This is a genomic window from Nocardioides sp. BE266 (genome assembly GCF_031457855.1).
Lineage (GTDB): Bacteria > Actinomycetota > Actinomycetes > Propionibacteriales > Nocardioidaceae > Nocardioides.
Genome location: NZ_JAURTI010000002.1, coordinates 476,661 through 493,901 on the forward strand (window position 1 = coordinate 476,661; position 17,241 = coordinate 493,901).

18 protein-coding genes are annotated in these 17,241 nt (G+C 71.9%); 14 read left to right on the top strand and 4 right to left on the bottom strand.

Features of this window, described 5'->3' with window-relative positions:
- Positions 1-21: 21 nt before the first annotated feature.
- Positions 22-1,077, top strand: a complete 1,056-nt coding sequence (hemE, locus tag J2X46_RS06665; protein WP_310248362.1) for a uroporphyrinogen decarboxylase — start codon at positions 22-24, stop codon at positions 1,075-1,077.
- Here the strand turns inward: hemE and J2X46_RS06670 are convergent.
- The gene (locus J2X46_RS06670) at positions 1,034-2,008 is read right to left on the bottom strand and encodes a LysR family transcriptional regulator (protein WP_310248365.1); all 975 of its coding nucleotides are present in this window, start codon (positions 2,006-2,008) and stop codon (positions 1,034-1,036) included. The genes hemE and J2X46_RS06670 overlap by 44 nt on opposite strands.
- A 131-nt stretch (positions 2,009-2,139) precedes the next feature.
- Between J2X46_RS06670 and J2X46_RS06675 the strand changes: the two genes are divergently transcribed.
- The 7 genes from J2X46_RS06675 to J2X46_RS06705 all read left to right on the top strand — a co-directional run bounded on the left by J2X46_RS06675 (position 2,140) and on the right by J2X46_RS06705 (position 9,763).
- Entirely contained in the window at positions 2,140-3,501 is a 1,362-nt protein-coding gene (locus J2X46_RS06675; RefSeq protein ID WP_310248369.1) for an acyl-CoA dehydrogenase family protein, read from the top strand.
- Positions 3,502-3,704: 203 nt separating this feature from the next.
- Positions 3,705-4,826 carry a dimethylsulfone monooxygenase SfnG gene (gene sfnG, locus J2X46_RS06680; protein WP_310248372.1) on the top strand — a complete coding sequence of 374 codons (1,122 nt, stop codon included), beginning with the start codon at positions 3,705-3,707 and terminating at the stop codon, positions 4,824-4,826.
- Complete coding sequence (locus tag J2X46_RS06685) at positions 4,823-6,112, top strand: SfnB family sulfur acquisition oxidoreductase (protein ID WP_310248374.1); 1,290 nt, start codon at positions 4,823-4,825, stop codon at positions 6,110-6,112. Before sfnG ends, J2X46_RS06685 begins: the two co-directional genes overlap by 4 nt.
- A gap of 69 nt (positions 6,113-6,181) precedes the next feature.
- A complete protein-coding gene (locus tag J2X46_RS06690) occupies positions 6,182-7,324 on the top strand; it encodes an LLM class flavin-dependent oxidoreductase (RefSeq protein ID WP_310248376.1) in 1,143 nt (380 codons plus the stop codon).
- Entirely contained in the window at positions 7,321-7,827 is a 507-nt protein-coding gene (locus J2X46_RS06695) for an NAD(P)H-dependent oxidoreductase (RefSeq protein WP_310248378.1), read from the top strand. The genes J2X46_RS06690 and J2X46_RS06695 overlap by 4 nt, the downstream gene beginning before the upstream one ends.
- Positions 7,824-8,426 (top strand): flavin reductase family protein, encoded by a 603-nt coding sequence (locus J2X46_RS06700; RefSeq protein ID WP_310248380.1) that lies wholly within the window; start codon positions 7,824-7,826, stop codon positions 8,424-8,426. The genes J2X46_RS06695 and J2X46_RS06700 overlap by 4 nt, the downstream gene beginning before the upstream one ends.
- Positions 8,423-9,763 (top strand): MFS transporter, encoded by a 1,341-nt coding sequence (locus tag J2X46_RS06705; protein ID WP_310248384.1) that lies wholly within the window; start codon positions 8,423-8,425, stop codon positions 9,761-9,763. The genes J2X46_RS06700 and J2X46_RS06705 overlap by 4 nt, the downstream gene beginning before the upstream one ends.
- 139 nt (positions 9,764-9,902) lie before the next feature.
- Here the strand turns inward: J2X46_RS06705 and J2X46_RS06710 are convergent, their stop codons facing one another.
- Both J2X46_RS06710 and J2X46_RS06715 read right to left on the bottom strand, forming a co-directional pair.
- Positions 9,903-10,880: a DUF4349 domain-containing protein gene (locus J2X46_RS06710; protein ID WP_310248387.1), complete on the bottom strand. Its 978-nt coding sequence runs from the start codon at positions 10,878-10,880 to the stop codon at positions 9,903-9,905.
- Between the two features lie 68 nt (positions 10,881-10,948).
- Positions 10,949-11,899 carry an NYN domain-containing protein gene (locus J2X46_RS06715; RefSeq protein ID WP_310248390.1) on the bottom strand — a complete coding sequence of 317 codons (951 nt, stop codon included), beginning with the start codon at positions 11,897-11,899 and terminating at the stop codon, positions 10,949-10,951.
- Between the two features lie 23 nt (positions 11,900-11,922).
- On the opposite strand from J2X46_RS06715, the gene hemG reads away from it, so the two are divergent.
- The 5 genes from hemG (at position 11,923) to J2X46_RS06740 (ending at position 15,850) form a co-directional block, all read left to right on the top strand.
- Positions 11,923-13,275, top strand: coding sequence for a protoporphyrinogen oxidase (gene hemG / locus J2X46_RS06720; protein WP_310248392.1), 1,353 nt, complete (start codon positions 11,923-11,925; stop codon positions 13,273-13,275).
- Positions 13,276-13,279: 4 nt separating this feature from the next.
- Positions 13,280-13,975: a hydrogen peroxide-dependent heme synthase gene (gene hemQ / locus J2X46_RS06725; protein ID WP_310248394.1), complete on the top strand. Its 696-nt coding sequence runs from the start codon at positions 13,280-13,282 to the stop codon at positions 13,973-13,975.
- 90 nt (positions 13,976-14,065) lie between these two features.
- Positions 14,066-14,548: a cysteine dioxygenase family protein gene (locus J2X46_RS06730; protein ID WP_310248398.1), complete on the top strand. Its 483-nt coding sequence runs from the start codon at positions 14,066-14,068 to the stop codon at positions 14,546-14,548.
- Positions 14,545-14,964, top strand: a complete 420-nt coding sequence (locus J2X46_RS06735) for a rhodanese-like domain-containing protein (protein WP_310248400.1) — start codon at positions 14,545-14,547, stop codon at positions 14,962-14,964. The genes J2X46_RS06730 and J2X46_RS06735 overlap by 4 nt, the downstream gene beginning before the upstream one ends.
- A 37-nt stretch (positions 14,965-15,001) precedes the next feature.
- The gene (locus J2X46_RS06740; protein ID WP_310248402.1) at positions 15,002-15,850 is read left to right on the top strand and encodes a hypothetical protein; all 849 of its coding nucleotides are present in this window, start codon (positions 15,002-15,004) and stop codon (positions 15,848-15,850) included.
- A 46-nt stretch (positions 15,851-15,896) separates the two neighbouring features.
- Here the strand turns inward: J2X46_RS06740 and msrB are convergent, their stop codons facing one another.
- Entirely contained in the window at positions 15,897-16,295 is a 399-nt protein-coding gene (gene msrB / locus J2X46_RS06745; protein WP_310248405.1) for a peptide-methionine (R)-S-oxide reductase MsrB, read from the bottom strand.
- Between the two features lie 152 nt (positions 16,296-16,447).
- Here msrB and J2X46_RS06750 point away from each other — a divergent pair, with 152 nt between their 5' ends.
- The gene (locus tag J2X46_RS06750; protein WP_310248407.1) at positions 16,448-17,236 is read left to right on the top strand and encodes a hypothetical protein; all 789 of its coding nucleotides are present in this window, start codon (positions 16,448-16,450) and stop codon (positions 17,234-17,236) included.
- Positions 17,237-17,241: the final 5 nt, after the last annotated feature.

The window sequence follows — 17,241 nt, forward strand, 5'->3', positions numbered from 1 at the left end:
CTGACCTGCGAAGATTCGGGCGTGACCGACGCTGTGCCCCCGCCCCATCCCGGACTGTCCGAGAGCCCCTTCCTGAAGGCGGCGCGAGGTGAGCAGCCCTCCCACACGCCGGCCTGGTTCATGCGCCAGGCGGGGCGTTCGCTGCCGGAGTACCTGAAGGTGCGCGAGGGCATCGGCATGCTCGAGTCCTGCATGGACGCCGACCTGGTCACCGAGATCACCCTGCAGCCCGTACGCCGCTACGGCGTCGACGCCGCCATCTTCTTCTCCGACATCGTGCTGCCGCTGAAGGCGGTCGGCGTCGACCTCGACATCAAGCCCGGTGTCGGCCCCGTCGTCGCCTCCCCGGTCCGCACGCTCGCCGACGTCGAGGCGATCCCCGACCTGACGCCGGAGCACGTGCCCTACATCTCCCAGGCCGTGCGCCAGCTGGTCGCCGAGCTCGGCGCCACGCCGCTGATCGGCTTCGCCGGCGCGCCCTTCACCGTGGCGTCGTACCTCGTCGAGGGCGGTCCGTCCAAGGAGCACGCGCGCACCAAGGCGATGATGTTCGGCGCCCCCGACGTGTGGGACGCGCTGATGCGCAAGATCGCCGGCATCGCCGCGGCCTACCTCCGGATCCAGGTCGAGGCCGGTGCCTCGGCGGTCCAGCTCTTCGACTCGTGGGCCGGCGCGCTCACCCCGGCCGACTACCGCGCCTCCGTGATGCCCCACTCCGAGCGCGTGCTCGCCTCAGCCGGCGAGCTCGGCGTACCGCGGATCCACTTCGGCGTCGGCACCAGCAACCTCCTCGGCCTGATGGGCGAGGCGGGTGCCGACGTGGTCGGTGTCGACTGGCGTACGCCACTCGAGCAGGCAATCCCGCTCGTCGGCGACCGGGCCGTCCAGGGCAACCTCGACCCGACCCTCGTCTTCGCGCCGACCGAGGTGATGACCGCCCGCGCCGCCGAGGTCATCGAGGCGGGTCGCGCGGCGAAGGGCCACATCTTCAACCTCGGCCACGGCGTGATCCCGTCGACCGACCCCGGTCAGCTCACTGCGCTGACAGAGTTCGTGCACGCCCACCCGCTGCACTGATCGGCGTCACCACGGCCGGGTCCTCCAGCGACGCGAGGTAGGCCCGGGCTTGCCGCACCAGCGCGGTCTGCAGGTCGCGCAGTGGCTCCGAGACCCGCTCGGCACGGCGACGCAGCATCAGCAGCGTGACCGTGGTCTGGTCGGTGACGATCGGCCGGGTGGTGAGCACCCCGGCACGCACCAGCGCGTCGGCGGTGATGGAGAAGTCCGGCAGGATCGAGATGCCGAGGCCGGCGGCGACCATCGACTTGCCCATCTCGGCACCGTCGGTGGCGTACGTCGTCTCCGGCAGCGCGCCGGCGAAGACGCGGTGGGCGTAGCGGTGCATCACGAAGCCCGGGCGCATCAGCACGTGCGGCTCGGCGCGCAGGTCGTCGACGGTGACCCGCTCCTGGGTGGCCAGCGGGTGGTCGGCGCGTAGGCAGGCGACCGGGGTGCCCTCGAGGAGCTTGTCGGCGATGAGTGACGGCGGCACCTCGTCGCCGGGCAGCACGTTGACCAGGCCGAGGTCGAGCGAGCCCTCGGCCAGGCCCTGCTGGATGTCGACCTGGCGGCCGTTGACGACCTCGACGCCACCCGAGCCGTGGCGCGCGTGCAGGTCGCGCAGTGCCGGGGCCAGCAGGCTCGCGGAGGCGGTGTTGACCGTGCCGATGCGCAGGTCGCGACGTCGTACGGACTGCTGGCCCGCCGCCTGTCGCAGCCGGTCGACGGCCTCGAGGACCTCGGTCATGTTCTGCAGCAGATCCAGGCCCTGCCGGCTGATCCGCGAGCCCGTGCGGCGACGGTCCAGCAGGGTGGCGCCGAGCTCCTTCTCCAGCTTGGTCACCGCCTCGCTGAGCGCGGGCTGGGAGATGTGCATGGCTTCGCTCGCCCGTCGCAGTGACCCGTGCTCGGTCACCGCCGCGAGGTACTCCAGCTGTTCGATCCGCACTGTGGCTCCTGCTCTCTGCTGACGTTCTCGGTCGTGGTGGTCGGCAAAACCTGCTGCCGGGAAGTCGTGGTCCGCAGGCCCGATTCCCTAAAGTCTACTAAGTAACTATACAAAACCGGAGGATCTCACCCATGACCACCCTGCGTGTCCGGCCCATCCTCGGCCGTGACGACCGCGCCGCCGGCCCCGTCGCCACCCATGACGGCGCCTCTCGCCAGGCCCTCGCCGACCTCCTCGGCGCGTGGGCACCCGTGTTCGAGGCCATCGGCGAGGGCGCGCTCCGGCGCGAGCTCGACGGTGCCTTGCCCACCGAGGCGGTCGCCCGTCTCAAGTCCGAGGGGTTCGGCGCGCTCCGCGTCCCGACCGCCTTCGGCGGCGGCGGGCTCGACCTCGTCGAGCTGGCCCACCTCTGGATCGCGCTGGCCGCGGTCGACGCCAACCTGCCCCAGGCCTTCCGAGGCCACTTCGCGCTCGTCGAGGACCGGTTGTGGCACCACGCCCGCACCAGCGACCAGCGCGTGTGGTTCGACCGGTTCGTCGCCGGCGAGATGGTCGGCAACGCGTGGTCGGAGGTGGGCTCGAGCATCGACCTGCCCCGCACGGTGCTGCGACCGCGCGCCGACGGGTCGTACCGCCTCGACGGCACGAAGTACTACACGACCGGCAGCATCTTCGCCGAGTGGGCCGACGTGCACGCCCGCGTCGCGACGCCGGGCCACCCCGACGAGGTCGAGGAGGACACCGCGATCGCCATCGTCGACCTCCGCGACCCGGGCGTCGTGGTCACCGACGACTGGAACGGCTTCGGCCAGAAGGGCACGGGCAGCGGCACCTCGACCTTCGACAACGTCGGCGTCCCTGCCGACCACGTGCTGCCCTTCGAGGAGCGCTTCCCGTTCCAGACCGCGTTCTACCAGCTCAACCTGCTGGCGACCTTGACCGGCATCGGCAGGGCCGCGCTCGCCGACGTGGTGGAGGCCGTGCAGAACCGCACCCGCAACTTCTCCCACGCCAACGCGCCGCGCGTGCGCGACGACGCCCAGGTGCTCGCCCGGGTCGGCGAGATCGCCGCAGGCGTGTACGCCGCCGAGGCCGCGACCCTGCGCGTGGCGGCCAGCGTCCAGGCGGTCGCCGACGCCGCGCTGGCGTCCCCGGAGGAGGTCGCCGCGCTCGTCGAGGCGAGCGAGATCGAGTCGTCGACGGCCCAGGTGGTCGTCTCGGAGCTCGTCCTGCGCGCGACCTCGGACATCTTCGACGCGCTCGGCGCCTCGGCGACGGCCCGACCGCAGGCCCTCGACCGCCACTGGCGCAACGCCCGCACGGTCGCCTCGCACAACCCGCGCATCCTCAAGGCCCGGGTCGTCGGCGCCCACGTCGTCAACGGCACGCCGCCGCCGTACGCCTGGTCAATCGGCGGCACCCGCCGGCGCCAGGAATGGGCCGACGGCCGTCCCGAGCCCCGCGACCTGGGGACTGCTGACGCCACGAGCTGACCGGTCACGCACCGGCTCCGGAGGGGGTGGAAGGTCAGGTCTGGTGACAGGCATTACGTGGCAGGTCCGACCTTTCACCCCCTCGACATCGCCGCGCGACGTGGTGGTCGGGATCGGGGCATCCCGCTGCTACCTTTGTCTACAAGATCAATAGAGATTCATGATCAATCCCTGATGTCCGACTCCGTCCCGAGGAGAGCAGCATGAGCACGACCCCCGCACGCACCGGCGGCAGCGAGCCGCTGAAGTTCGCCTACTGGGTGCCCAACGTGTCCGGCGGCCTGGTGATCTCCGACATCGAGCAGCGCACCGGCTGGGACTACGACTACAACAAGCGCCTGGCGCAGACGGCCGAGGACAACGGCTTCGACTACGCCCTCACCCAGGTCCGCTACACCGCGTCCTACGGCGCCGCCTACCAGCACGAGGCGACCAGCTTCAGCCTCGCCCTGCTGCTGGCGACCGAGCGGCTCAAGGTCATCTCCGCCGTCCACCCCTACATGTGGCACCCGGGCGTGCTCGCGAAGTTCATCGCGACCGCCGACCACCTCAGCAACGGCCGCGCCGCGATCAACGTGGTGTCGGGCTGGTTCAAGGACGAGGCGACCAGCATGGGCGTGCGGTGGCTCGAGCACGGCGAGCGCTACCGGATGGCCGAGGAGTTCATCTCCTACGTCCGCGAGATCTGGACCGACGACGCCGCGAGCTTCCGCGGCGACTTCTTCCAGCTGCGCGATTTCGACATGTTGCCCAAGCCGCTCGACCTGCCCGGTCGCCCGCTGCCCGAGATCTTCCAGGGCGGCAACTCCAGCGTCGCGCAAGAGATGGCCGGCCGCGTGAGCGACTGGTACTTCGCCAACGGCAACACCCCCGACGGCATTGAGCAGCAGATCGAGGGCGTCACCCGCAGCGCGCGTGCCGCCGGTCGTACGGTCCGCTTCGGCGTCAACGGCTTCATGGTCGCCCGCGACACCGAGGCCGAGGCCCACGCGACGCTGCAGGAGATCATCGCCAGGGCCAACCCCGAGGCCGTCGAGGGCTTCGGCAACGCGGTCAAGCAGGCCGGCCAGTCCACCGGCGACAAGACGGGCATGTGGCAGGACAGCGACTTCACCGACCTCGTCCAGTACAACGACGGCTTCCGCACCGGCCTCGTCGGCACGCCCGAGCAGGTCGCCCACCGGATGATCGAGTTCAAGCGTCGCGGCGTCGACCTGTTCCTCCTCGGCTTCCTGCACTTCCAGGAGGAGGTCGAGCACTTCGGCCAGCACGTGCTGCCGATCGTGCGCGAGCTCGAGGCCGCCGAGCAGGAGCAGGTCGCATGAAACCACCCCACGACGTTCTTCTCCTCCGCTCCGCTCCTCCGAACAACGCCGCGGGGACCCCGGAGTCCTCCGACGGTCGTGCCGAGAGGACCGTCCCGATCCTCACCGCCGACGAGGCGGTGGCGGTCGCAACCGAGATCGCCGCCGACCTCGCCGCCACCTCGGCCGAGCGCGACCGCGACCGGATCCTGCCCGGGCGCGAGGTCGACCGGCTCTCCGCCTCCGGGCTGCTGGCGATCACCGTGCCCGGTGAGCACGGCGGCGCCGACCTGCCCACAGAGGTCCCGGTCGAGGTGTTCCGGATCCTCGCCTCCGGCGACCCCAGCGTCGCGCAGGTGCCGCACAGCCACTTCGTCTACGTCAACGCGATGCGCCACCAGGGCACGCCCGAGCAGCAGCGCTTCTTCTTCGGCGAGGTGCTGGCCGGCAAGCGGTTCGGCAACGCGCAGTCCGAGGTCGGCACCCGCCACGTCCGCGACATCCGTACGTCGCTGACGCCCGCGGGGCAGGGCCGCTGGATCCTGAACGGCACCAAGGGCTACAGCACCGGGGCGCTCTTCGCGCACTGGATCCCGGTCCTCGCCCACCGCGACACGCTCGCGGCGCCGGGCGCCGGGCCGCTCCACGTCGCCTGGGTCGAGCGGCACGCCGAGGGCGTGACGGTCACCGACGACTGGAACGGCATGGGGCAGCGCACCACCGCGAGCGGCACGGTCGACCTGGTCGACGTGGTCGTGGACGACACGCGCATCACGCCCTACCACCTGACGTTCGAGGGGCCGCAGACCTACGGCGCCTTCGCGCAGGTGCTGCACGCGGCCCTCGACGTCGGCATCGCCCGCGCCGCGCTGACCGAGGCGGCGGAGTTCGTGCGCACGACGTCGCGGCCCTACCCCGACGCCGGCGTGGACCGTGCGGCCGACGACCCGCTGGTCGTGCAGGCGCTGGGTCGGATGGAGGTCGACGTACGCGCTGCGGAGGCGCTGCTGCGCGAGGCCGGCCGGGCCGTCGACGCCGCCGACGACGACCTCACCGCCGCGACAGCGGCGACCGCCAGCATGGCGGTCGCGGCGGTCCGGGCGCACTCCGCGCAGGTCGCCGTCGACGTCTCCAGCCGCCTCTTCGAGGTCGCCGGCACCCGCTCGGCCCTCGACTCGCTCAACCTCAACCGGCACTGGCGCAACGCCCGTACCCACACCCTCCACGACCCGGCAGCCTGGAAGGTCCAGCACCTCGGCCGGTACGTCGTCGACGGCACGCCACCGCCCAACCACGGACAGCTCTGAGGCTCCGGCCTCGGTTTCGACACGCTCGCTAGCGCTCGCTGCTCACCCAGCGGCGATGAGAGGAATGACATGAAGTTCCACTGGTTCCTGCCCACCAACGGAGGCGATGGCCGCCACGTCGTCAGTGGCGGCCACGGCGTCGAGCACGGCGCGGCCGGACGCCCGGCGAGCGTGCCCTACCTGGGCCAGATCGCCCGGAGCGCCGAGCAGCTCGGCTTCGAGGCCGCGCTGACCCCGACCGGCGCCTGGTGCGAGGACGCGTGGCTGACCACCGCGATGCTCGCTCCGCTCTCGGAGCGGCTGAAGTTCCTCGTCGCGTTCCGGCCCGGCATGACCTCGCCGACCCTGGCCGCCCAGATGGCGGCCACCTTCCAGAACCTCAGCGGCGGCCGCCTGCTGCTCAACGTCGTCACCGGCGGCGAGTCTCACGAGCAGCGCGCCTACGGCGACTTCCTCGACAAGGACGAGCGCTACGAGCGCTGCGGCGAGTTCCTCGCGATCGTGCGCCGGCTCTGGACCGGCGAGGAGGTGACGTACGCCGGCAAGCACCTGCGCGTCGAGCACGCCCGCCTCCAGCAGCTGCCCGACCCGGTCCCGGAGATCTACTTCGGTGGCTCCTCGCCGGCGGCCGGCAAGGTCGCGGCCGAGCACGCCGACGTCTACCTGACCTGGGGCGAGCCCCCGGCCGCGGTGGCCGAGAAGGTCGCGTGGATCCGCGAGCTCGCCGAGCGCAAGGGCCGCGAGCTGAAGTACGGCCTGCGCGTCCACACCATCACCCGCGACACCTCCGAGGAGGCGTGGGCCGAGGCCGACCGCCTGCTCGCCGGCATCTCCGACGAGGACATCGCGCGGGTCCAGGAGGGCCTGCGTCGCTCGGAGTCGGTCGGCCAGCAGAACATGCTCTCGCTCAACAACGGCAACCGCGACGGGCTGGAGATCCACCCCAACCTCTGGGCCGGCGTCGGCCTGGTGCGCGGCGGCGCCGGCACGGCGCTCGTCGGCAGCCACGAGGAGGTGGCCGACCTCATCGAGCAGTACGCCGCGGTCGGCATCGAGGAGTTCGTCCTCTCGGCCTACCCGCACCTCGAGGGCGCCTACCACTTCGGCGAGGGCGTGCTGCCGGTGCTGGAGAAGCGCGGTCTCTGGACCCACCCGGCCCCGGTCGCCGCGCAGGCGTCCGTGCCCTTCGGTGCCCAGCGAGCCGCCTCGTGAGCGCGCGCGTCGCCGTCGTCGTCGGCAACCCCAAGCCCGTCTCGCGAACCTACGAGGCCGCGCTGACGCTCGCCGACCGCCTCGGTGGGGCCGACCTCGTGGTCGACCTCGCCGACCACGCCGGCGAGCTCTTCGACTGGTCGTCGGAGACCGTCGCCGACCTCGTCGAGCAGGTGTCGGCCAGCCTCGTGGTGATCGTCGCGAGCCCGACCTACAAGGCCACCTACACCGGCCTGCTCAAGGCGTTCCTCGACCGCTTCCCGCACCAGGGCCTCGGCGGGGTCACCGCCGTACCCCTCATGCTCGGCGCCTCCAACGCGCACTCCCTCGCGCCCGAGCACGGCCTGCGCCAGGTGCTCGTCGAGCTGGGGGCGTCCGTGCCGACCCGCGGCCTCTACGTCCTCGACCGCGAGCACGAGCAGCCCGAGCCGTACGACACGTGGTTCGCCGCCGCGGCCCCGTTCCTGCCCGCCCTCCCCTCCGACCAGGTGGTGACCGCATGACCAGCCAGACGATCCCCGCACTCGACCAGCGCACCCTGCGCGACGCCTTCGGCGCCTTCCCCTCCGGGGTCGTCGCCGTGGCTGCGTCGGTGAAGGGCCAGCTCACCGGCATCGCTGCCTCGTCGTTCACCTCGGTGAGCATCGAGCCGCCGCTGGTGTCGTTCTCCATCTCCACCAGCAGCTCGACCTGGCCGCAGCTCCGCGAGGCCGAGCGCGTCGGCATCAGCGTGCTCGCCGACCACCACGACGCGGTGTGCCGTCAGCTCGCCGGCCCGCGCGAGGAGCGCTTCGCCGGCCTGCCCTTCAAGGTCACCGGCAACGGCTCGGTGCTGCTCGACGAGGCCGTCGCGACCTACGACTGCTCCATCCGCGAGGAGATCGAGGCCGGCGACCACGTCATCGTGCTGCTCGAGGTCCACGAGGTCGGGGGAGGCGACGGCGAGCACCCGCTCGTCTTCCACCGCTCGACCTTCGCCAAGCTGCACCGCGACGACCTCGACCCCGCCCGCCTCGACGGCCGGATCAACGGCGCCGAGGTCGACCGCGGCGCCTCGGAGTCCTCGGCCGAGGACCATCACGATGCGGAGGACGCGGCATGAGCGCCCACGCCGCCCAGACGGCCCCCACGCCCCGCCGCGTCGCGCTCGCGTCCGCGGTCGGCGCCACGATCGAGTGGTACGACTTCTTCCTCTACGGCACCGCCGCGGCGGTCGTGTTCGACAAGCTCTACTTCAACGGGCTCGACGGCCCGGCCGCCCAGTTCGCGGCCTTCGCCACCTTCGCCGTCGGCTTCTTCGCCCGCCCGATCGGCGGCCTGGTCTTCGGCCACTTCGGCGACCGGATCGGCCGCAAGCAGATGCTGCTGCTGACGCTCGTCATCATGGGCATCGGCACGGCGCTGATCGGGCTGCTGCCGACGTACGACCAGATCGGCGTGCTCGCCCCGATCGCGCTCGTCGTGCTCCGCGTGCTGCAGGGCATCGGCGTCGGCGGCGAGTACGGCGGCGCGGTGCTGCTGGCGGTCGAGTACGCCCCGGCCCACCGCCGCGGCTTCTTCGGCAGCTTCGCCCACATCGGCGTACCCGGTGGGCTCGTGCTCGCGGCCGGCGCGTTCTCGCTGGCCGGGCTGCTGCCCGAGGAGGCGTTCCTCGCGTGGGGCTGGCGGGCGTGCTTCCTGATCAGCATCGTGCTGCTCGGGATCGGCGCCTACATCCGCCTGTCGGTGATGGAGACGCCGGAGTTCGCGAAGGTGCAGGAGCGCAAGGAGATCTCCCGGATCCCGCTGCGCGACCTGCTCGCCGAGCAGCCGCGACCGCTGCTGCTGGGCATGGGCACGCGCTTCATCGAGGGCTTCACCTTCAACCTGTTCTCGGTCTACCTGCTCGCCTACGTCGCCACCAACCTCGAGCTGCCGCGCCAGTGGGCCCTCGACGCGATCCTCGTCGGTGCGGCCATCGGTGTCGTGCTGGTGCCGCTCGCCGGCGCGCTGTCGGACAAGGTCGGTCGCAAGCCGGTCTACCGCGTCGGCGCGTGGATCGCGCTGCTGTTCGCCTTCCCGGCTGCCTACCTGGTGCAGACCGAGAACCGCTGGGCGATCTCGCTGGTCTTCGTCGTCGGCCTCGGGCTGATCTACGGCACGGTCTACGGCCCGCTGGCGGCCTTCTGGTCCGAGCAGTTCGACACCCGCTACCGCTACACCGCGCTCAGCACGCTCTACCAGGTCTCCGGGATCCTGGCCTCCGGCCTGACCCCGCTCATCGCGGCCTGGCTCGTCACCCGCGGCGGCGGGACGCTCTGGTGGGTCGCGGGCTACAACGTCCTGGTCGCCGCCATCTCCCTGGTCTCTGCACGCTTCCTGCCCGAGACCGTCGGGCGCTCGCTCGACGACACCGGCACTCGCGAGGAGGTCCGCCCGCGGGAAGTCGTCGCCGCCTGAGGGTGGCGGCACCTCGCAGCTGCGAGGCCGTCGGGGGTGCGATCTGCCGCCACCCTTGCCGGGCGTGCTCGGAGGGTGGCGGCACATCGCGGCCGGGAGGCCGTCGGGGGTGCGATCTGCCGCCACCCCCGTGGCGGGCTCAGGCGTCGGCGGCCGGAGCGGCGGGCTGGGGGGCGGTCCGGCGACGGCGGACCAGGAGCCAGACCGGGAAGCCGAGCACGAGCAGCACGACGGCGAAGGGCAGGAGAGCGCCGACGATCGTGGCGACCGCGAGGGCGGTGCCGGCGAGGGCGTCGAGCCCGCCGTCCAGCCCGGTGAGGAAGCCGGCGGGCTCGTCGTCGTCCTTCTTCTCCGCCTTCGGCTCGTGCTTCTCGGAGATGTCGACGGTGATCGTGGACAGCGAGGTCTGGTCCTTGAGCCAGTTCTGCTGGGACTTCAGCGAGTCGAGCTCGGCCTGGCGGTTGGTCAGCTGCGACTCGATCCAGATGATGTCCTTGAGCGTCTTGGCCTCGGAGAGCAGCAGCTCGACCCGCTTGAGGCTGGCCTCCTGGGCGCGGACCCGCACGCCGGTGTCGATCACCTGGGTGGTCACGTCCTCCGAGCCGCGGTTGCTGGAGCGCAGTACGGCGACGTCCTCGAGCGCCTGCATGGCCGCGTCGAACGTCGAGCTCGGCACCCGGACGACCAGTCGGGCGTACGACGCCTCGCCGTCGTCGTCGGTCTCGGTGGTCTCCTCGGTGACCTCGCCGCCCTGCGCGTCGACGATGCGCTGCACGTCCTGACGCGCGCTGCCGACGTCCTTGCTGGTCAGCGAGACCGTGCCGGAGGAGATGATCGCGCGCTCCGTCGCCGGCGTGGTCGGCGACTCGGCGTCGACCGAGCTGGCGGTGTCACCCGACTGGGCAGAGAAGTCGCGGGTGGCCGCGCCCTTCTCGGCGGTCCCGCCGCCGGAGTCGGAGTCGGACCCGTTCGACACCCCGGCCGGCTCGGAGAGCGCCATGTCCGACGCACCGCCGTCGTCGCTGCTGCCGGACGAGCAGGCGGCCAGCGCGGCCGTCATGGTGATCACGGTGAGGAAGCCGGCGGCGCGACCGCGGGTGGTCCGGAGAGTGGTCATGGCTCTCCGACGGGGGTGCCGGCGACGGCGGTTCCGGGCCGGGCCGACCCGTGACCGAACCGTGATGCTCAGCCCTCGGGCGTCGCGGTCCTCGCCGTGGTGCGCGAGACGGTCCGCTTCACGACCGGCTTCGTGCCGGGCGTGCTCGTCGAGGTGTCCTCCCGGGCCTCCTTCGACGCCCCCTGCTTCTTCGCGGCAGCCTTCTTCGCCGGCGCCTTCTTCGCGGGCGCCTTGGCGGCCGGCTGCTTGTCCTTCGGCTGCTTGTCCTTGGCCTGCTGTCGCGGTGTCGACCCCTTGAGGCGGACCCGCAGCGCGTTGCCGCTGCCCGAGGTCTCCAGGTAGGGCTGCGCGGTGACGAGCGTGCTGAGCCGCGCCCCGGGGCCGGCGAAGTTGCGGGCGTCGAAGGACGGGTGCGTGCGGATCAGCTGGTTGCCGAGCGCGGGCAGGCTGGCCCAGCCCTCGTCGTCCGAGACCGCGTTGACAGCCCGGGTCATCGCGCTCTGGAGGTTGATCGTCACCGAGGGCGTCTCGTCGGGGTCGCCGTCGGGGTCGGCGTCGTCGGTGTCGTCGTGCGTCTCGGCGACCACGGCGAGGTCGATGAACTTGTCGCACGCGTTGCGCAGCGACTCCGGTGCCTTGCTCTCACCGAGCACGTAGACGGTCTTGCCCGACTCGCGCAGGCGGTGCGCGAGGCTGGTGAAGTCGCTGTCGCTCGTGACCAGCGCGAACGCCTCGACGTTGTCGTCGTACAACAGGTCCATCGCATCGATCACCAGCGCGAGGTCGGTGGAGTTCTTGCCGCTGGTGAAGGCGTTCTGGTGCATCGCGCGCAGCCCGAGGCTGTTGAGGATGCGCGCCCAGCGGCTCAGGTGCGGGTTGGTCCAGTCGCCGTAGACCCGCCTGATCGTGGGGTTGCCGTACTTGGCGACCTCGCTCAGCACCTCGTTGGCGTACGCCGCCCTCGTGTTGTCGGCATCGATCAGCACTGCGATCCGGTCGGCACCCCCGCTGGCTTCCATGACCATCACCCTAGGGTGGCGTCGTGGCGCAGGACAGGGACGTGGTGGTCGTCGGTGGTGGCGTTGCCGGACTGGTGGCCGCCCGCGACCTGGCCCTCGCCGGTCGTGACGTGCTGCTGCTGGAGGGCTCGCCGGTGATCGGCGGCAAGCTCCGCAGCGCCGAGGTCGCCGGCCTCACCGTCGATGTCGGCGCGGAGGCGATGCTGGCGCGCCGGCCCGAGGGCGTCGGCCTGGCCGCCGAGATCGGCGCCGAGGTCGTGCACCCAACGCCAGCCACGTCGGGCGTCTGGTCGCGCGGCGCCCTGCGGGAGATGCCCCGCTCGCTGATGGGCGTCCCGTTCGACGTCGAGCGGCTCGCCGCCAGCGGCGTGCTCAGCCCCGAGGGACTCGCCCGCGCCGTGGCCGAGACGGCGTCGGAGGTCGACGACGACGTCTCCGTCGGCGACCTCGTCGCCGCGCGGCTGGGCGACGAGATCGTGGACCGGCTCGTGGAGCCCCTGCTCGGCGGCGTGTACGCCGGCCACGCCCGCCAGATCTCCGCAGCTGCCGCCGTGCCCCAGCTGCTCGCGATGGCCCGGCGGGGGAGCCTGCTCGAGCAGGCCGCCGCCGTCCCGACGTCCACCACGCCCGTCTTCGCCGCCCTGCCCGGTGGCATGGGCCGCTTCCCCGGCCTGATCGCGGACGGCGGCTTCGAGGTACGGACCTCGGCGACGGTCCGCGCCTTGCGTCGTACGACGTCCGGGTGGGCCGTCACGGTCGGTCCCACCACGCACCCGGAGACCCTCGAGGCGGGCGCCGTCGTGCTGGCCACGCCAGCCGCCCCGACCGCCCGCCTGCTGGGAGAGGTGGCGCCCGGCGCGGCCGCCGAGCTGGCGGCCGTCGAGACCGCGAGCGTCGCCGTCGTGACGCTGGTCTTCCGGGCCCAGGACGTGCCGGACGCGCTCTTCGACCGCTCGGGCTTTCTCGTGCCGCCGGTCGAGCAGCGCACGATCAAGGCGTCCACCTTCTCCTTCGCCAAGTGGGGCTGGGTGCGCGACCTCGACCCCGACCTCGTCGTGCTGCGCACCTCGCTCGGCCGGCACGGTGAGGAGTCGACGCTCCAGGCCACCGACGAGGGCCTGGTGCGGGTGTCGCTGGCCGACCTCGCCGCGATGGCCGGGATCACGGCGACCCCGGTCGACACGCACGTCCAGCGGTGGGGCGGCGCGCTGCCGCAGTACGTCGTCGGCCACGTCGAGCGGGTGGCCCGGATCCGGGCGGCGATCGCCGACCTGCCTGGCCTCGCGGTGTGCGGCGCGGCCTACGACGGGGTCGGCATCCCGGCGGTGATCGGGTCGGCCCGCCGCGCTGTGGCCTCGGTCACCCGGGCAGAATGAGGGCATGAGCAAGGCTGCGCGCACCAAGGAACTCAACGACACGATCCGCTACACGATGTGGTCGGTCTTCAGGCTCCGCGACGTCCTCGGCGACGCCGACCGCGACGCCGAGGCCACCGACGTCGAGGCCCTCTTCGAGGTGCTCGCCGAGCAGGACGTCGTCGTGCGCGGGGTCTACGACGTCAGCGGCCTGCGCGCCGACGCCGACCTCATGGTCTGGTGGCACGCGGCCGACTCCCAGCAGCTCCAGGCGGCCTACAACGCCTTCCGCCGCACCGCCTTCGGCCGCCGTCTCGACCCGGTCTGGTCCCAGATGGCGCTGCACCGCCCGGCGGAGTTCAACAAGTCGCACATCCCGGCCTTCCTCGCCGACGAGGAGCCGCGTGCGCACGTGTGCGTCTACCCGTTCGTGCGGTCCTACGAGTGGTACCTCCTCGAGGACTCCGAGCGGCGCCGGATGCTCGCCGAGCACGGCCAGCAGGCCCGCGGCTACGCCGACGTGCGGGCCAACACGGTCGCGTCCTTCGCCCTTGGCGACTACGAGTGGATGCTCGCCTTCGAGGCCGACGAGCTGCACCGCATCGTCGACCTGATGCGCGACCTGCGGGCCTCCGACGCCCGCCGCCACGTGCGCGAGGAGGTGCCGTTCTACACCGGCGCCCGCGTCACCCCGGCGGAGCTCCTCGCCCGCCTGCCCTGACGGCGACACGCCTTGCCTGAGTTGGGCGTGTCGGCTTGCTCCGGCAATGTAGAGTAAGTTACTCAACATTGCTTTTTTGAGGAGTACGCCATGACCGCCACCTTCCCCACCGCCCACGCACGCACCCACACGTCCTTCGACGCCCGCGACGCCCTCGCCGAGCGCCTGCTCACCGACGACCTGCTCGCCTCCGTCGACCTGACCCTGCCCGAGCGGACGTGGGTCCGCCTCGATGCCCGCACCGAGTCCGGCGCCGAGCTCTGGCTGATCACCTGGCCCGTCGGCAGCAGCACCGGCTGGCACGACCACGGGTCCGCCAGCGGCGCCTTCACCGTGCTGCGCGGCACCCTCACCGAGTACACCTTCGCCGGCGTCGCCACCGCCCGCACGCTCGCGACCGGCCAACTGCGCCAGTTCGACGGCAACCACATCCACGACGTGGTCAACCACGGCAGCGGCACCGCCGTGTCGCTCCACGCCTACGCGCCGTCGCTCGCCGCGATGACGCGCTACGAGCTGGTGCGCGGCCGGCTCCAGGTCACCGGCGTCGAGAACCGCGGGGAGCTGTGGTGACCATCGTGACGCAGCGGCCGTTCAGGTACGCCGGCGTCGACGCGATGCTCGACGACGCCCGGTCGCGGCTCGACCGCATCGATGTCGAGACCGCCTACCGCGAGGCGCTCAGCGGCGCACTCCTCGTCGACATCCGCCCCGCCGCCCAGCGCGCCGAGGAGGGCGAGGTCCACCCCGCCGTCGGGTCGCTGGTCATCGAGCGCAACGTGCTCGAGTGGCGGCTCGACCCGCGCTCCGACGCGCGCCTGCCCGAGGCGTCGTACGACACCCGGGTGCTGGTGCTGTGCCAGGAGGGCTACACCTCCAGCCTGGCCGCCGACGCGCTGCGCAGCCTCGGCCTGGACGCCACCGACGTGGTCGGCGGCTTCAAGGCGTGGCGCGAGGCGCACCTGCCGGTGGCGTGCCGCGAGGCCTGACCCGGAACCAGGCCCGTACGGGTAACGTCCCAGAGGCATGAGGACACCTCTGCTGACGCTCGCCCTCGCTGCCACGGCCCTGTCGCTCGCCGCCTGCTCGACCGAGGGCGAGATGCGTGCCGTCGACCCGGCCGGGGGCGGTGAACCCTCGACGGCCACGACCGCGCCCGGCGAGGCGCCGACGCCCGTGCCCGACGGCGAGGTGAGCACGGGCGGCCTGGTCACCGTGCTCGACCCCGGCACCGGCCCCGAGCTCTGCCTCGGCGCGGTGGCGGAGTCGTACCCGCCCCAGTGCAGCGGCCCGAAGATCGAGGGCTTCGAGTGGGGCGACGTCGGTGCGGAGGAGGCCAACGGCGTGAAGTGGGGGACCTACGCCGTCACCGGGACGTTCGACGGCACCACCTTCACCGCGACCGACGCGATCCCCGCGGCGCTCTACGACCCGATGGCCGAGCCGACCGAGGACCCGCTCGGCGCCGCCTGCGACGACCCGCAGACCACCGACGAGGCCAAGGCCACGCAGGAGGACCTCGACGCCACCCTGACCGCCGCCTCGGCGCTGAAGGGCTACGCCTCGGCGTGGCTGAGCGGCAAGACCATCAACGTCGCCGTCACCGAGGACGCCGAGGGCGCCGAGGCCACGCTGCGCGAGACCTGGGGCGGCCCGCTGTGCGTCACCACGGTGAAGCGCACCGAGGCCGACCTCAACACGATCAACCAGGAGCTGCAGAAGGCCCTGCCGACGCTGCTGACCAGCGGGTCCTACACGCCTGACACCCTCGACGCCCAGGTGATGTACGACGACGGGTCGATCCAGGACTGGGCCGACGCGACCTACGGCGAGGGCCTGGTGAAGGTCACCTCCGCCCTCACCCCAGTGAGTTGAGTGCTGAACCCGTCGTGATCGCCGCGGGGCCGAGCACTCGACCCGGCTACTTCTTCTCGTTGAGCGTGATGCTGATCGAGTTGATGCAGTAGCGGTCGCCGGTGGGCGTGCCGAAGCCGTCGGGGAAGACGTGGCCGAGGTGGGAGCCGCAGTTGGCGCAGCGGACCTCGACGCGCTTCATCCCGTGCGTGTTGTCCTCGATGTACTCCACGGTGTCGGTCATCGGCTGGTAGAAGCTCGGCCAGCCGCAGCCCGAGTGGAACTTGGTGTCGCTGGTGAACAGCTCCGAGCCGCAGGCCTTGCACGAGTACGTGCCCTCGGTCTCGGTGTCGGTGTACTCGCCGGTGAAGGCGCGCTCCGTGCCGGCCTGCCGGAGGACGGCGTACTCCTCGGGGCTGAGCTGCTCGCGCCACTCCTCGTCGGTCTTCTGAACGTCATAGGCCATGGCTCGAGTTTACGGAGTCGCGGAAGGGTCACGATTGGTGCACACCCGTGGTCGTACGTCGCTCGGTGCGGCACCGTGTCGGCATGAGGGGGACGTGGCTGACTGTCGGCGCCCTAGTGCTGTGCGCGAGCGGGTGCGGCGACGCCTAGTCGGTGCCGGCTGAGCAGCCGTTGGTCCCCGTCACCAGCCCGACAGCGGTGCCCGCGGCCGCGGGCACGGTGACGACGACCTCGTCGCTGCTCGTGACCGACGACGGGTCCGGCCCGATGGCATGCCGGAACGGCAACTGGCAGGACCTCTCGCCACCCGCGTGCCAGGAGTTCGCGATCACGGGGTGGGACTGGGACCCGGCCTGGGACTTCGAGGAGAAGGACGGGGTCCGCTGGGGCACCTTCCAGATGGTGGGCACGTTCGACGGCGAGACCTTCGCTGTCGACGAGGTGAGCCAGCCCGAGCCCGAGCCGTACGAGTCCGACTTCGAGATCCCCTGTCCGACACCGGACGGCGGGTGGCAGGTCGCGGATCCGTCGCGCACCACCCAGGACGCGATGCTGGGGCTCGGCAACGTCGCGGAGGACATCCCCGGGTTCGCCATGGTCGCGGTGAGCACGTCTGCCGGCCAGCCCGGCCCGCGCGACCCGATGGACGCGGTCGTCAGCCTGTACGTCGCCGGGGACCCGGCGGCGGCCGAGGAGATCGTGCGCGAGTGGTGGGGAGGGATGCTCTGCGTGACTCAGGTGGAGCACTCGCACGACGAGCTGGAGAAGGTGCAGATGGCGTTGCTCGACATCCCGGGGATGAACGAGGTGGGCAGCGGCAACACGGACAACCAGGTCGACCTCGTGGTCCTCAACGACGACGGGTCCATCCAGCAGTGGGTGGACCAGGAGTTCGGCGAGGGCGTCGTGGTCGTCGAGTCGAACCTCCGGCCCGTGGGCTGACGGGT